11 protein-coding genes and 2 pseudogenes are annotated in these 13,192 nt (G+C 72.9%); 8 read left to right on the top strand and 5 right to left on the bottom strand.

All coding sequences use genetic code 11. The features are described 5' to 3' along the window. The first annotated feature begins 72 nt into the window (after positions 1-72). Positions 73-1,494: a carotenoid oxygenase family protein gene (locus CXR04_RS25945; protein WP_101424667.1), complete on the top strand. Its 1,422-nt coding sequence runs from the start codon at positions 73-75 to the stop codon at positions 1,492-1,494. A 170-nt stretch (positions 1,495-1,664) separates the two neighbouring features. Here CXR04_RS25945 and CXR04_RS25940 read toward each other — a convergent pair whose 3' ends face one another. Continuing rightward, positions 1,665-2,108 carry a carboxymuconolactone decarboxylase family protein gene (locus tag CXR04_RS25940; RefSeq protein ID WP_101424666.1) on the bottom strand — a complete coding sequence of 148 codons (444 nt, stop codon included), beginning with the start codon at positions 2,106-2,108 and terminating at the stop codon, positions 1,665-1,667. Between the two features lie 133 nt (positions 2,109-2,241). On the opposite strand from CXR04_RS25940, the gene CXR04_RS25935 reads away from it, so the two are divergent. Continuing rightward, entirely contained in the window at positions 2,242-3,129 is an 888-nt protein-coding gene (locus CXR04_RS25935; protein WP_101424665.1) for a sigma-70 family RNA polymerase sigma factor, read from the top strand. A 128-nt stretch (positions 3,130-3,257) separates the two neighbouring features. Here CXR04_RS25935 and CXR04_RS25930 read toward each other — a convergent pair. The 3 genes and pseudogenes from CXR04_RS25930 to CXR04_RS25920 all read right to left on the bottom strand — a co-directional run. Continuing rightward, positions 3,258-4,577, bottom strand: a pseudogene (locus CXR04_RS25930) (PQQ-dependent sugar dehydrogenase); the annotation flags it as partial. Positions 4,578-4,759: 182 nt separating this feature from the next. Then, a pseudogene (locus CXR04_RS25925) lies at positions 4,760-5,293 on the bottom strand (3-keto-disaccharide hydrolase); the annotation flags it as partial. A gap of 306 nt (positions 5,294-5,599) precedes the next feature. Beyond that, the gene (locus tag CXR04_RS25920; protein ID WP_199850532.1) at positions 5,600-6,250 is read right to left on the bottom strand and encodes an HAD family hydrolase; all 651 of its coding nucleotides are present in this window, start codon (positions 6,248-6,250) and stop codon (positions 5,600-5,602) included. 127 nt (positions 6,251-6,377) lie between these two features. Between CXR04_RS25920 and CXR04_RS25915 the strand changes: the two genes are divergently transcribed. Beyond that, entirely contained in the window at positions 6,378-7,256 is an 879-nt protein-coding gene (locus tag CXR04_RS25915) for a sigma-70 family RNA polymerase sigma factor (protein ID WP_324842872.1), read from the top strand. A gap of 12 nt (positions 7,257-7,268) precedes the next feature. On the opposite strand, the gene CXR04_RS25910 is transcribed toward CXR04_RS25915, so the two are convergent. Next, positions 7,269-7,604 (bottom strand): hypothetical protein, encoded by a 336-nt coding sequence (locus CXR04_RS25910; protein WP_159072392.1) that lies wholly within the window; start codon positions 7,602-7,604, stop codon positions 7,269-7,271. Positions 7,605-7,696: 92 nt separating this feature from the next. Between CXR04_RS25910 and CXR04_RS25905 the strand changes: the two genes are divergently transcribed. The 5 genes from CXR04_RS25905 (at position 7,697) to CXR04_RS25885 (ending at position 13,171) form a co-directional block, all read left to right on the top strand. Continuing rightward, on the top strand, positions 7,697-8,179 hold the full coding sequence (locus CXR04_RS25905) for an NUDIX hydrolase (RefSeq protein WP_101424660.1): 483 nt from the start codon (positions 7,697-7,699) through the stop codon (positions 8,177-8,179). 70 nt (positions 8,180-8,249) lie between these two features. After that, positions 8,250-9,335, top strand: a complete 1,086-nt coding sequence (locus CXR04_RS25900) for an S-(hydroxymethyl)mycothiol dehydrogenase (protein WP_101424659.1) — start codon at positions 8,250-8,252, stop codon at positions 9,333-9,335. Then, a complete protein-coding gene (locus tag CXR04_RS25895; protein ID WP_101424658.1) occupies positions 9,332-9,949 on the top strand; it encodes an MBL fold metallo-hydrolase in 618 nt (205 codons plus the stop codon). The genes CXR04_RS25900 and CXR04_RS25895 overlap by 4 nt, the downstream gene beginning before the upstream one ends. A 173-nt stretch (positions 9,950-10,122) precedes the next feature. Then, complete coding sequence (locus tag CXR04_RS25890) at positions 10,123-11,280, top strand: lactonase family protein (protein ID WP_101424657.1); 1,158 nt, start codon at positions 10,123-10,125, stop codon at positions 11,278-11,280. A gap of 322 nt (positions 11,281-11,602) precedes the next feature. Continuing rightward, a complete protein-coding gene (locus CXR04_RS25885) occupies positions 11,603-13,171 on the top strand; it encodes a class I adenylate-forming enzyme family protein (protein WP_234380499.1) in 1,569 nt (522 codons plus the stop codon). Positions 13,172-13,192 lie beyond the last annotated feature (21 nt).

Genomic DNA, 13,192 nt, shown 5'->3' with positions numbered 1-13,192 from the left:
ACACCGGACTTCGGCACCGGAGCATCGAAACAGTACAGGCTGCACGTTTCCATGTGACGATCGGAGCCCGAGATGGCCACCGCAACCCGCCGCGCCGACCCTCATGACAACCCGTACCTGGAGGGCAACTTCGCCCCCGTCTCGGACGAGCTGAGCGTCACCGGCCTCCCCGTCACCGGCACCCTGCCGCCCGAGCTGAACGGCCGCTTCCTGCGGACAGGACCCAATCCCGCCGCGTACGAAACCGGCGTGGGCCACCACTGGTTCATCGGCCGGGGCATGGTGCACGGCGTCCGGCTGCGCGACGGGCGAGCCGAGTGGTACCGCAACCGGTTCGTACGGGGCGACGCCCCCGAGGACTCGCCCAACACCAACGTCCTCGCCCAGGGCGGCCGGCTCCTCGCCCTCGTCGAGGGCGGCGGCGCGCCCGTGGCGATCGCCCCGGACCTGGACCGGATGCGGACCTGGGACTCCGGCGGCGCGCTGCGCCGGGGCTTCACCGCCCACCCGAAGATCGACCCGGCCACCGGCGAGATGCACGCCGTCACCTACCTGCTCGACCCCGCGTCGGAACACCTGCGCTACGTCGTCGTCGACGCCACCGGCACCACGACGCACACCGCCGACCTGCCCGTACCCGGCGTGCCGATGGTCCACGACATGGCCATGACCGCCGCCCGCGTCGTCGTGCTCGACCTCCCGGTGACCCTCTCGGCCGCCGCCGCGGGCCGCCTCGCCGCGGGCACGCCGCAGAGCGGCGACGCGCTCCCGATGCGCTGGAACGACGAGCACCCTTCCCGGGTGGGCGTGCTGCCGCGCGGCGGTACGGCGGCGGAGATCAGGTGGTTCGACGCGCCGCGCTGCTACGTCTTCCACGTCCTCAACGCGTACGACGCCCCCGACGGCTCGATCGTGATGGACGTCGTCCGCTACGACACGGTGTTCCGCGACAGGTTCCGCGGCCCTGCCGACGCGCTGCCCGCGCTGGCCCGCTGGACCGTCCCGCCGCACCGGGGCGCCGTCGCCGAGCAGATCATGTCGGACCGGAGCATCGAATGGCCCCGGATCAACCGCGAACTGACCGGGCGCGCCCACCGCTTCGGCTGGTTCGGCGGCATCGGCCCGGAGAGCCTGCGGCTGTCCGACGACGTCGGCCGCGACCGGGGCGGCAGCTTCGAGCCCGGGCCGCTGGTCAGGTTCGACACCGCCACCGGCGAGTCCGCGGCCCACCACTTCGGCGCCGGGCGGGTGACGCAGGAGCCGGTGTTCGTGGCCCGGCCGGGGGCCGCGGCGGAGGACGACGGGTGGATCCTGTCGGTCGTCTACGACGGCGGCACCGACCGCAGCGAGCTGGTCGTACTCGACGCCGCCGACGTCGCGGCCGCGCCCCTCGCGCGCGTACACCTGCCGCGGCGCGTCCCCTTCGGCTTCCACGGCAACTGGGTCGCCGACGACGAGATCGGCGCGCAGCCGCCCGCCGCCCCGCCGGCGTAGCGGGAAGGCCGGCCCGCGGTCCAGGGACATCACCGGCCCCGCGGTCCCACGACCGCCGACGGCCCGCGGCCCGCGGTCCACGAGCCTCGACCGCCCGCGGTCCCACGGCCCCGGACCGCAGCCGGGCCGGTCCGCCGCCCGCGGACCGGACCGGTGTGCGAAGCCCCCGGTCAGGAGCTCCAGTCCTGCGGCACCTGCTTGGTGGTCGCGTTGAGCCGGTTGAACAGGTTGGTCACGGCGATCGTCAGCACGATGGCCGCGAGGCCCTTTTCGTCGTAGTGCTTGGCGGCCTCGTCCCAGAGGGCGTCGGGCACCGGGTCGCTGCGGTCGGCCATCCGCGTCGTGGCCTCCGTCAGCGCCAGCGCGGCGCGCTCCTCGTCGGTGAAATACGGCGCGTCCCGCCAGGCGGCGACGCTGGCGAGCCGCTCGTCGGTCTCGCCGCTCTTGCGGGCGTTACGGGCGCCGGAGTCGACACACGAGCTGCACCCGTTGATCTGGCTGGCGCGCAGGTGCACCAGGTCGAGCGTGGTTTTCGGTACCCCGCCGGAAAAGGCGGCCTTGTAAATGTCCCCGACGGACTGCATGGCATCGAGAATCATGGCCGGATTCTGCATTCGCGGTTGCATGGAATATCACTCCTCATGGGAATTGCGTGCCGCCGGATTCCGGCGCGCACACTGCTACGACGTCTGCCGGCGGGCGGGTGTGACACCTGCCCGCCGCGCGGCCGCACCGGCAAGGTGGATGATGGTGGCCATGTACGAGAGCGAACTGCTGGCCGGCCGGTTCGAGGAGAAGCGCCCGCGGCTCCAGGCCGTGGCCCACCGCATGCTCGGCTCCGCGGAGGAGGCCGAGGACGCGGTGCAGGAGGCGTGGATCAGGCTCCAGCGCGCCGACGTGGCGGCCGTCGAGAACCTCGACGCCTGGCTCACCACCGTCGTCGGCCGCGTCTGCCTGGACATCCTGCGGGCCCGTACCCGGCGCGAGGAACTGTTCGAGGAGCTTCTCGACCAGCACGCCGACCCCCCGCCCGCCGCCCCGGCCGACGAGGCCGCCGACCCGGAGCAGGCGGCGATGCTGGCCGACTCGGTGGGCAAGGCGCTGCTGGTCGTGCTGGACACGCTGGAGCCGGACGAGCGGCTGGCCTTCGTGCTGCACGACATGTTCGCCGTGCCGTTCTCCGACATCGCCGCGGTCATCGAGCGCAGCCCGGCGGCTACGCGGCAGCTTGCCAGCCGGGCCCGCCGCCGCGTCCAGGGCGCGTCGCCGCTGCCGGACCTGCGGCGTCAGCACAAGGTCGTGAGCGCGTTCCTCACCGCAGCCCGCAGCGGCGAGTTCGACCGGCTGCTGGCGCTGCTGGCGCCGGACGTCGCGATGCGGGCCGACGCCACCGCGGTGGGCATCGGCGCGGCGCAGGCCACGCACGGGGCGCAGGGCGTGGCGAGGATCTTCTCCGGCGGCGCGCAGGGGGCGCGGCTCGCGCTGGTCGACGGGGCCGTGGGCGCCGTGTGGCAGGCGAAGTCGCGCACGATCGTGGCGTTCGGCTTCACCCTGGAGGACGGCAGGATCACGGCGATCGAGCTGGTGGGCGAGCCGGGTCGGCTGGAGGAACTGGACATCGTGGTGCTGGAGTAGCCGGGTCCGGCACCGGGCGGGCCGGGAGGTCGCGCAGGGCCATCCCGGGGGCCGCCGGGGACACCGCCGGGCGGGGGAACCGCCCGGCGGCGCTTACGGCTATGCGTCTTCCGTTGCGCCTACTCGGCTCCGCCCGCGACGTAGTCGATGCGGTAGATCCCGGCGTCCGTGTTGGTGCTCCCGCGGCCGACGCCGCTGCCCGCTCCGAAGTCGATGACGTAGAGCGAGCCGTCCGGGCCGAACTCGGCGTCGAAGGGCTGGATCCAGCTCATGCCCTCGAACACCGGGTCGATCGACTGCAGCTTGCCGTCCGCGTACGAGAACGTCTTGAACCACTTGCGGGTCAGCTCGTAGTTGAACCACTTGCCGTCGTACGCCTCGGGGAACTTCGTCGCGCTGTCGAGGTCCGGGTCGAAGTCGTACGCGGGACCGCCCATCGGGCCGCCGCCGCCGGAGCCGAGCTGCGGGAACTCGGCGGAGGCCGCGTACGAGTACCAGACCTGCGCGGCGGTGGCCGGCGGCAACTGCGTCTTGCCCGTGTTGTTCGGCGAGTTGTTCACGGGCGCGGCGCAGTCGAACTTCCCGCCTGAGGTGCCGGCGGCGAAGTCGTAGTCGTTGAACGGGATGTTGTTGCCGACGCAGTACGGCCAGCCCATGTTGCCGGCCTTGGAGATCAGGTTGTACTCGACGATGCCCGCCGGGCCGCGGTTCTCGTTCGCCGTACGGGCGTCGGGGCCGTAGTCGCCGACCATCAGCGCGTCGGACGCGGGGTCGACGGAGATGCGGAACGGGTTGCGGAAGCCCATCGCGTAGATCTCCGGGCGGGTCTTCTTCTCGCCCTTGCGGAAGAGGTTGCCCTTGGGCACGGTGTACGTGCCGCCCTCGGTGGGCTTGATGCGGAGCACCTTGCCGCGCAGGTCGTTGGTGTTGGCGGCGGTGGACTGGGCGTCCCAGGCGTGCCGGCCGGCGCGCTCGTCGGTCGGGGTGAAGCCGTCCGACTCGAAGGGGTCGGTGTTGTCGCCGGTGGCGGCGTACAGGTTGCCCTTGCTGTCGAAGGCCAGGGAGCCGCCCATGTGCACGTTGGCACGGCCCTCGCCGCGCCAGGTGGGGACGGACAGCAGCACCTTCTGGGAGGCGGGGTCGAGCCGGTCGCCCTTGAGGGTGAACCGGGAGATGTTGACCTTCTTCTCGGCCTTGTCGGAGTGCATGACGTACAGCCGGTGGTTCTGCGCGAACGCGGGGTCGAGCGCGAGCCCGATCAGCCCGTCGGACTGGGTGGTGAACTCCAGCGGATAGTCGAAGTCGTACGCGGTGGTGACCTCCCGCGTCTCCTGGTCGACGATCTGCAGCTCACCGGTGCGCTGCGCGTACAGCACCCGCCCGTCGGGCGTGACGGCCAGCTCGAACGGGTCGGCGAGGTCGGAGTCGACCAGCGCGGTGCGGGTGAACCCGGCCGCGTTCGGTGCGCTCGTGCCGGTGGGCTCGGGCGCGGCCACGGCGGAGGGGGTCGCCACCAGTAAGGCGGGCAGGACGGTGAGCGCGGCGACGAGGGACAGGGGTTTGATCGTGCGGCTCATGGGGCTCCCAACGGTGGAGGCGGTGCGGCGGGACGACGGTCCCCGCCTGCGCGTCACTTGCCATAGACCTCGATCACGATGTTCCGGAACGAGACCTCGTCCCCGGTCCCGTGGTTCTGCAACCCGATGTGGCCGGGCCCGAGCCGGCGTTCGGGGACGGTGTCGGTGTAGTCGTTGATCTGCACGCCGTTGAGCTCCACGGTGAGCCGGTCGCCGTCGACGCGCAGGTCGTAGGTGTTCCACTCACCGGGCGGCTTGAGCGCGGCGTCGCGGGCGGCGATGTCGGGCAACTGGAACCCGTACACCGCGCCGGTGGTGCGGTCGGGGGAGTCGGTGGCGTCGATCTGGACCTCGAAGCCGGCGTTGCGGATGGCGGGGTCGTCACCGGCGGGAAAGCCGAGGTGGACACCGGAGTTGTCGTCGCCGGCCATGCGCCAGTCGAGGGTCAGGTGGTAGTTCGTGCCGAACTCCCGGCCGGAGTACCAGATGAGGCCGAGCCCGCCGTACGAGGTGAGCGCACCGTCGGCGAGCGTGAACCCGCCGGGCCCGGCCTGGCTCCAGCCTTCGGTGCCGGTGCCGTCGAAGAGGACGAGGCGTTCGGCGGCGGGGGCGGCTTTCGCGGCGGGGGCTGTGCCGGGCGCTGTGGCGGCGGGTACGGGGGCGGGGGCGGCGGCGAGGAGGCAGCCGGCGGCGGCTGCGACGAGGGCGGCCCGGAGGGGGATGCGGCGGTGGGGGGTGGGCACAGTGGTTCTCCTGAGATCGCGAAGAAAGCGCTTTCTGACTGTGCTCTGTCAACGTAAGCCTCCTGCCGCCCGGGGTCAACGCCCCGGTACGTACGGGAAATCGCGCCCCGCGACGACGCAGCCCGGCCGCCCGCCGCTCCGGCCCCGCGGTCAGCCCGCCAGCAGCGCGGACAGGTCGCGCATGTCGTCGAACACGGCCGTGCCCGGCCCCGCCAGCCGCGCGGCCGGCGTGAGCCCGCCGCAGTAGCCGAAGGCCCGCATCCCCGCGGCCCGGGCCGCCTGCACCCCGTAGGCGCTGTCCTCGACCACCGCGCAGCGGTCGGGCGGCACGCCCATGGCGCGGGCGGCATGCCGGAAGAGGTCGGGAGCGGGCTTGCCGCGCGGGACGTCGGCCGCGCTGAATATGCGGTCCTCGAAATGGCGGAGGAGACCGGTGCTCGTCAGGCTGCGCCGGATGGCGGCGTGGTCACCGTTCGACGCGACGCAGAATCCCGTGGTGAGTCCGTCGAGAACTTCCGGAATGCCGTCGACCGCGGTCAGTTGTTCTGCGAGCGCCGCCTGGTAAAGGTGGTCGTATTGCCGGTGCCAGCCCTTTTCCAGCCGCCGTCCGAGCCGTTCCTCGACCACGGCCGTGTAGACCTCGATGGACGAGCCCACGAACAGCTCGACCATTTCGGCTTCCGTGAAGGTGCATCCCAGCTCGGCCATGACGACCGCGTCGACCTTGACGCATATCCGCTCGCTGTCCACGAGCACGCCGTCGCAGTCGAAGATCACCAGTTCCACAGGGCTTTGCGTCATGCACAGCAGCGTAGAGCGGTCACACACGGGGCAGAATTACCCATAAGCTCGGAATATCCCGTATGTTGCTGTTCACACTGCCGGGCTTCGCGCGGGTCACTACCATGACGCGCGCCGGGAGGGACATGTGACAGTGAACGCTCAGCAGTTGCAGGCGGACTTGTTCGAGACCCGCAGACCGCGCCTGCAGGCGATCGCCTATCGCATGCTCGGCTCGTCCGGCGACGCCGAGGACGCGGTCCAGGAAGCCTGGATACGGCTCCGCCGCGCGGACACCGACCAGGTGCGCAACCTCGACGCCTGGCTGACCACCGTGGTGACCCGGGTCTGCCTCAGCATGCTGCGCGCCCGTCAGTCCCGGCGCGAGGACCTCACCGACGAGCAGGTCCACGAGCCCGAACGGGACCGCCAGGAGGCACCGGATCCCGAACGGGAAGCCCTCCTCACCGACTCGGTAGGACTGGCCCTGATCGTCCTCCTGGACACGCTCAGCCCCGCGGAGCGGCTCTCCTTCGTCCTGCACGACCTCTTCGACGTACCGTTCGACGAGATCGGCCGGATCATCGAGCGCTCGCCGGCGGCGGCCCGCCAGCTCGCCAGCCGCGCGCGCCGCCGCATCCAGGGCGCGGCGACGCCGCCCGCGGCCGACGCCAAGCGCAGCCGCGAGGTCGTCTCCGCCTTCCTCCTGGCCTCCCGCGGCGGCGACTTCGAAGCCCTCCTCGGCATGCTCGACCCCGACGTCGTCCTGCGCGCCGACACCCCCGCGGTACGGCTCGGCGCCCCCGAGGAGGCGTTCGGCTCGGTGGCCGCGGGCCGGTTCCTGTTCGGCCGCGCGGGCGGCGCGAAGGTCGCGCTGGTCGACGGCGCGGTGGGCGCGGTCTGGATCCGCGACGAACGCCCGGTGGTGGTGTTCAGGTTCGGCATCGTGGGCGGCCTGATCACGAGCATCGGCCTCACCGCCGAGAGGAGCCGGATCGACGGGCTGAAGCTGGAAGTCCTCACCTGAACCCGTGCCGGGTCACAGGGCGTCGCGCAGCACCCCGGCCAGATGGTCCCGGGCGATACGCCCGGACTCGGGATAGCCGACGATCCAGTCGACGGTCACGGTGATGACGCCGTCGGCGTTCGCCACGACGACGTCCCCGCTGCGCCGAAACCCCGCGACCCGCTCCCGAATCCGCTCCCGCTGCCGCGCATCCAGTGCGGCGCACGCGGTGGTGTCGACGGTGAGGACGGTGTAGAAGCCGCCCAGGGTGGGATCGGCCCGGCCGACCCCGGGATCGGCGGGAAGCTCCCAGCGCAAGTCGTCCTCGGGAATGAGGATCGACGCATCGACACGAAGTCCGGCCGTCATCCGCCCATGCTGACACACCCCGCCGACGGGGCTTCACCGACCGCAGGAGGGAAGGCGCCGATGCAGATGTCGGCTCTCACCGGAGGTTCCCGATGCACACCGCGCGTGTCAGGACTGCCGTCTACGTGATCCGCAGGCGCCCGGGTGGGCGGGAGTTGCTTGTGTTCGATCACCGGGACTTCCCCGAGGCGGGGACTCAGGTGCCGGCCGGGGGTGTGGAGGGCGGGGAGTTGCTCGCCGAGGCCGCGTTGCGGGAGATCGCCGAGGAGACCGGGGTGGCGGGGGTGACGTTGGGGGCTGCGCTGGCCGTGCAGCAGAGTCCGCCTCCCCATACCGGGCAGCCGCAGGTCACCGTCTACTTCCAGGCCGAGACCGCCGAGACCCGGGACGACTGGATGCACACCGTCGTCAGCGGCGACGAGGACCAGGGGATGGTCTTCCGGTGCTTCTTCGTCCCCCTGGCGCGGGCAGGCGGGCTGCTGGCCGGGGATCAGGGGGAGTTCGTCGGGCTCGTTCGGCAGGCGGCAGGCGGCAGGCCGTACGCGGTAGGCGGCGTCTTCCGTTCGCCTCGCTGACGCCCGCCTCGCCCCTCCGGAGACGTCGGCGACGTACTGTATGAGCCCCCCGCCACGAAGGGAGCGCCCCATGCCCCAGGACGTACGAGCCGTCGTCGCGCGCGCGAAGAACGAGCCGGTGGAGATCGCCACCGTCGTCGTGCCCGACCCCGGGCCCGGGGAGGCGGTGGTGGCGGTGCAGGCGTGCGGGGTGTGCCATACCGATCTGCACTATCGCGAGGGGGGCATCAACGACGACTTCCCCTTCCTCCTCGGCCACGAGGCCGCCGGCGTCGTGGAGTCCGTCGGCGACGGCGTCACCGACGTGGCGCCCGGCGACTTCGTGATCCTCAACTGGCGTGCCGTGTGCGGCCGGTGCCGGGCGTGTGAGCGGGGGCGGCCCTGGTACTGCTTCGACACCCACAACGCCACGCAGAAGATGACCCTCCAGGACGGCACCGAGCTGTCGCCCGCGCTGGGCATCGGCGCGTTCGCGGAGAAGACCCTCGTCGCCGCAGGACAGTGCACGAAGGTCGACCCCGAGGCGTCCCCCGCCGCGGCCGGGCTGCTCGGCTGCGGCGTGATGGCCGGTCTCGGCGCCGCGCTCAACACCGGCAACGTCGGCCGCGGCGACTCCGTCGCCGTCATCGGCTGCGGCGGCGTCGGCGGGGCCGCCGTCATGGGGGCGCGGCTCGCGGGCGCCGGGAAGATCATCGCGATCGACGTGGACCAGCGGAAGCTGACCACCGCGACCCGCCTCGGCGCCACCCACACCGTCGACGCCCGCGCCGCCGATCCCGTCGAGGCGGTACGGGACCTCACCGGCGGCCACGGCGCCGACGTCGTCATCGAGGCGGTCGGCCGCCCGGAGACGTACAAGCAGGCGTTCTACGCCCGCGACCTCGCCGGCACCGTCGTCCTCGTCGGCGTACCCACGCCCGAGATGAAGCTGGAGCTGCCGCTGCTCGACGTCTTCGGCCGCGGCGGCGCGCTGAAGTCCTCCTGGTACGGCGACTGCCTGCCGGCCCGCGACTTCCCCATGCTCATCGACCTCTACCGGCAGGGCCGCCTCGACCTCGACGCCTTCGTCTCCGAGACCATCGGACTCGACGGCGTGGAGGCCGCCTTCGCCCGGATGCAGGCCGGCGACGTGCTGCGCTCGGTGGTGATCCTGTGAGCCGCGCCCGCATCGACCACCTGGTCACCTCCGGCACCTTCTCGCTCGACGGCGGCACCTGGGACGTCGACAACAACGTGTGGATCGTCGGCGACGGCACCGAGGCCCTCGTCATCGACGCCGCGCACGACTCCGACGCCATCGCCGCCGCCGTCGGCGACCGCCGCGTCACCGCGATCGTCTGCACCCACGCGCACGACGACCACATCGACGCCGCCCCCGCCCTCGCCGCCAAGACAGGCGCACCGGTGCTGCTCCACCCCGACGACCGGGTGCTGTGGGACATGACCCACCCCGACCGCGCCCCCGACGCCGCCCTCGCCGACGGCCAGACGCTGCCGGTCGCGGGCACGGAGCTGACGGTCCTGCACACCCCGGGGCACGCGCCGGGCGCCGTCTGCCTCTACGCCCCTGAGCTGGGCACCGTGTTCACCGGCGACACCCTCTTCCACGGCGGCCCGGGCGCCACCGGACGCTCGTACTCCGACCGCCCGACGATCGAGGCGTCGATCCGCGCGCGGCTGCTGACGCTGCCGCCGGAGACGGTCGTACGGACCGGGCACGGCGAGACGACCACGATCGCGGCGGAGGCGGCGGGCGCCGAGGGCTGGTGATCCCCCGGGGGCGGTGAAGGGGTACGGAACGGGCGGCCCTCGGCGGGGTGTCCACCGGCTCCGTGCCTCGGCCCAACCGGCCCCGGCGCCGTTGACCCGCCCCGGGGGTCCCGGCATGCTCATGGCCGGGACATGCCACCCCACGTCACTCCATCCCCCACTGGAGGTCTCCCATGCCGTCCCGCCCCACACGCCGCGCCGTCCTCATGGGCGCCGCAGGCATAGGCGCACTCGGCACCACAGGCACCGGCACCGCCCACGCCGGCCCGCCGCAGACCGCCCGCCCCCTCGCCCGGCGCTCCCTCTACCTCGGCACCTACGGCCAGGGCATCCTCGCCTGCACCTACGACACCGCCACCGGCGCCCTCGCCGCCGCCGACGGCGGCTTCGGCAACGTCACCAACCCCGACTTCCTCGCCCTCTCCCCCGCCGGCGGCGTCCTCTACTCCACCGTCGGCGGCGGCGCCGAAGGCGGCGTACGGGGGTACGCCATCGGCGCGGACGGCGCGCTCAGCGCGCTCGGCGGCGTGCAGTCCACCGGCGGCACCGGCGTTACGCACCTGTCGGTGCACCCCGGCGGCGGGCATCTGCTCAGCGCCAACTACAGCAGCGGCAGCGTCGCCGCGCACGCCATCGAGGCGGACGGCAGCGTCGGCGAGCGCACCGGCTTCGTCCAGCACTCCGGTTCGGGACCCGACCCGGACCGCCAGGAGGGCCCGCACGCGCACCAGATCGTCACCGACCCCGCCGGCGGCTTCGTCTACGCCGTGGACCTGGGCACCGACTCCGTCTACACCTACGCGCTCGACCCCGGCAGCGGCGCCCTCTCGCCGGTCTCCGAGGCGAAGGCAGTGCCGGGCGCCGGGCCGCGGCACCTGGTCTTCCATCCGCGGGGCGCGTACGCCTATGTGGCCAACGAGCTGGACAGCACCGTCACCGCGTACGCCCACGACGCGGAGACCGGCGAGCTGACCCGGCTGGCGAGCCTGCCGACCCTCCCCGGCGACGTGGACCCCGGCGGCAACTACCCCGCGGAGATCACCGTTTCGGCGGACGGCCGCTTCGTCTACCTCTCCAACCGGGGCCACGACAGCGTCGCCCGCCTCGCCGTCGAGGACGACGGCGCCGCGCTGCGCCTCGTGGACACCGTGCCCTGCGGCGGCAACTGGCCGCGACACATCACGCTCTCGCCAGACGGCGCGCTGCTCTACTCGGCCAACGAACGGGGCCGCACCATCGGCGTGTTCACGGTGGACGCCGACACCGGTGCGCTCACCGCGTCGGGCGAGCCGTTCGCGACGGCGTCCACCGGTTGCGTCCTGCCCACCTGAGCGCGGCGGGCCGGCCCCCGGGCCCGTCACGTTGTGTCACCTCGTGGCGGGCCGGGGGGGTCCGGAGCGGCCACCGGAGCCCGCGGGCACCGGACTTCACGATTCGAACGTCTAATCAAACACGACCTCACACCCCGAATCCGACGCCCGAGAGGTCGGGCGTGTCTTGTATGTCGCCTTTCCCGTGACGAATCCTCAAGTAGACGCCAAGTCGCCCCCTGTTGGCGGCCAAGCCGGCCGCCCCACACTGTCGGCGCGCGACCCCGGGCGGCCCGCCGCCCCCGCGTAACCGAACGTGACGCCGGTCTGGGTGGAGGGCCTCATGAGCCAGATTCCGAACCACAAGCGCGGCCTCTATCTGGGTACGGTGCCGGAGCGGGCCGCGGCGAAGCACGGCGCCACCCTGCTGACCCTCGACCACGACCTCGACGCCCTGCCCGAGGCCGGCCGCCGGCTGACGGTCGCCGAGGTGGCGCTCTTCGCGGCGGACCTGGCGAACCGGCTGGCGGCGGCGGGCGTACGGGCCGGGGAGCACGTCGTCGTCTACAAGCGGGCCAACTTCGACGCCTGGCTGCTCGCCACCGCCGCCGCCCGGCTCGGCGCGATCCCCGTCCTGCTCTCCCCCGCCCTGCCCGCGCCCACGGTCGCCGCCCTCCTCAGGCGGCTGCACGGCCCGCACCGCCCCCACCTGCTCACCGACGGCCCGAAGCTCGCCGAGCTGGCCGGCCTGCCCCTCGACGAGCTGGCCACCTCCGTGATCGGCGTGGCGGGCGCAGGCCGCGGCGTGGCGTCGCTGGCCCGGCTCGCCGGCTCCCCGCCCGTACCGCCGGCGTACCAGGGGCTGGACGAGCCCGCGATGATCACGCACACCTCGGGCACCACGGGCGTACCGAAGCTGGTCGTCCACACCCCGCGCACCATGCGCGCCCGGCTGCGCCCGCAGCTCGTCATGCTCGCGCTGCTGCGCCGCCGCGAGACGGTCGCGGTCAGCGTGCCGTTCGTGCACTCGCGGCTGTTCGCGGCGATGTCGCTGGTGCTGATGAAGGGCATGCCGACGCTGCTGCTCAACAACCACGAGCCCGCGGACGTCGCGAAGTTCTTCCTGAAGAACCGGCCCGGGCTCATCGAGGCGCTGCCCAACTCGTTCCTCGCCTGGGAGGGCCTGGCCGACGACCCGCGCGAGCCCCTCGCGTCCGTGAAGTACTTCTCCTCCACCTTCGACGCCATCCACCCGCGCACCGTACGCCGCCTTCTCGACGCCTCCCGCCGCCGAGCGCCGCAGTTCTTCCAGATCTACGGCCAGTCCGAGGTCGGCCCCGCCGTGGGCCGCCCCTACTTCCGCCGCGACGCCCACGGCATGGACGGCCGCTGCGTCGGCTTCCCGCTGCCGGGCAGCGCCCGGGTCCGCGTCGTCCCCCGGAACGACCGGAGGGTCTCCGCGACGAACCCCGGGTTCATCGAGGTCCGCTGGGACGGCATCGCCAAGACGTACCACGGTGAGCAGGAGCGCTACGACGAGAACGTCCACAACGGCTGGTGGCGCACCGGCGACGTCGGCTACCGCACCCGCGCCGGGTGCCTGCACATGCTCGACCGCGAGATCGACACCATCCCCGGCGTCGGCTCCAGCCTGGAGATCGAGGACGCCGTCCTGGACCGCCTCGACGAACTCGTCGAACTCGTCGTCGTCCAGGGCCCCGACGCGGAACCGGTCCCCGTGCTGTGCACCCGCGACGACAAGCCCCTGGCCCCCGCCCGCTGGCAGGCGGCCACCGCCGACTACCCCCAGCTCGGCGCGCCCGTCCACCTCCCGCTCGCCGAACTCCCCCGCACCGCGACCCTCAAGACCCGCCGCGTGGAGCTGTCCCGCCTCCTCCACGACCGCCTCTGACCCCGAAAGCCGTCCGCAGAC

It is taken from the genome of Streptomyces sp. CMB-StM0423 (genome assembly GCF_002847285.1).
Taxonomy (GTDB): Bacteria; Actinomycetota; Actinomycetes; order Streptomycetales; family Streptomycetaceae; genus Streptomyces.
This window is presented reverse-complemented; position numbering and strand designations above follow the sequence as displayed.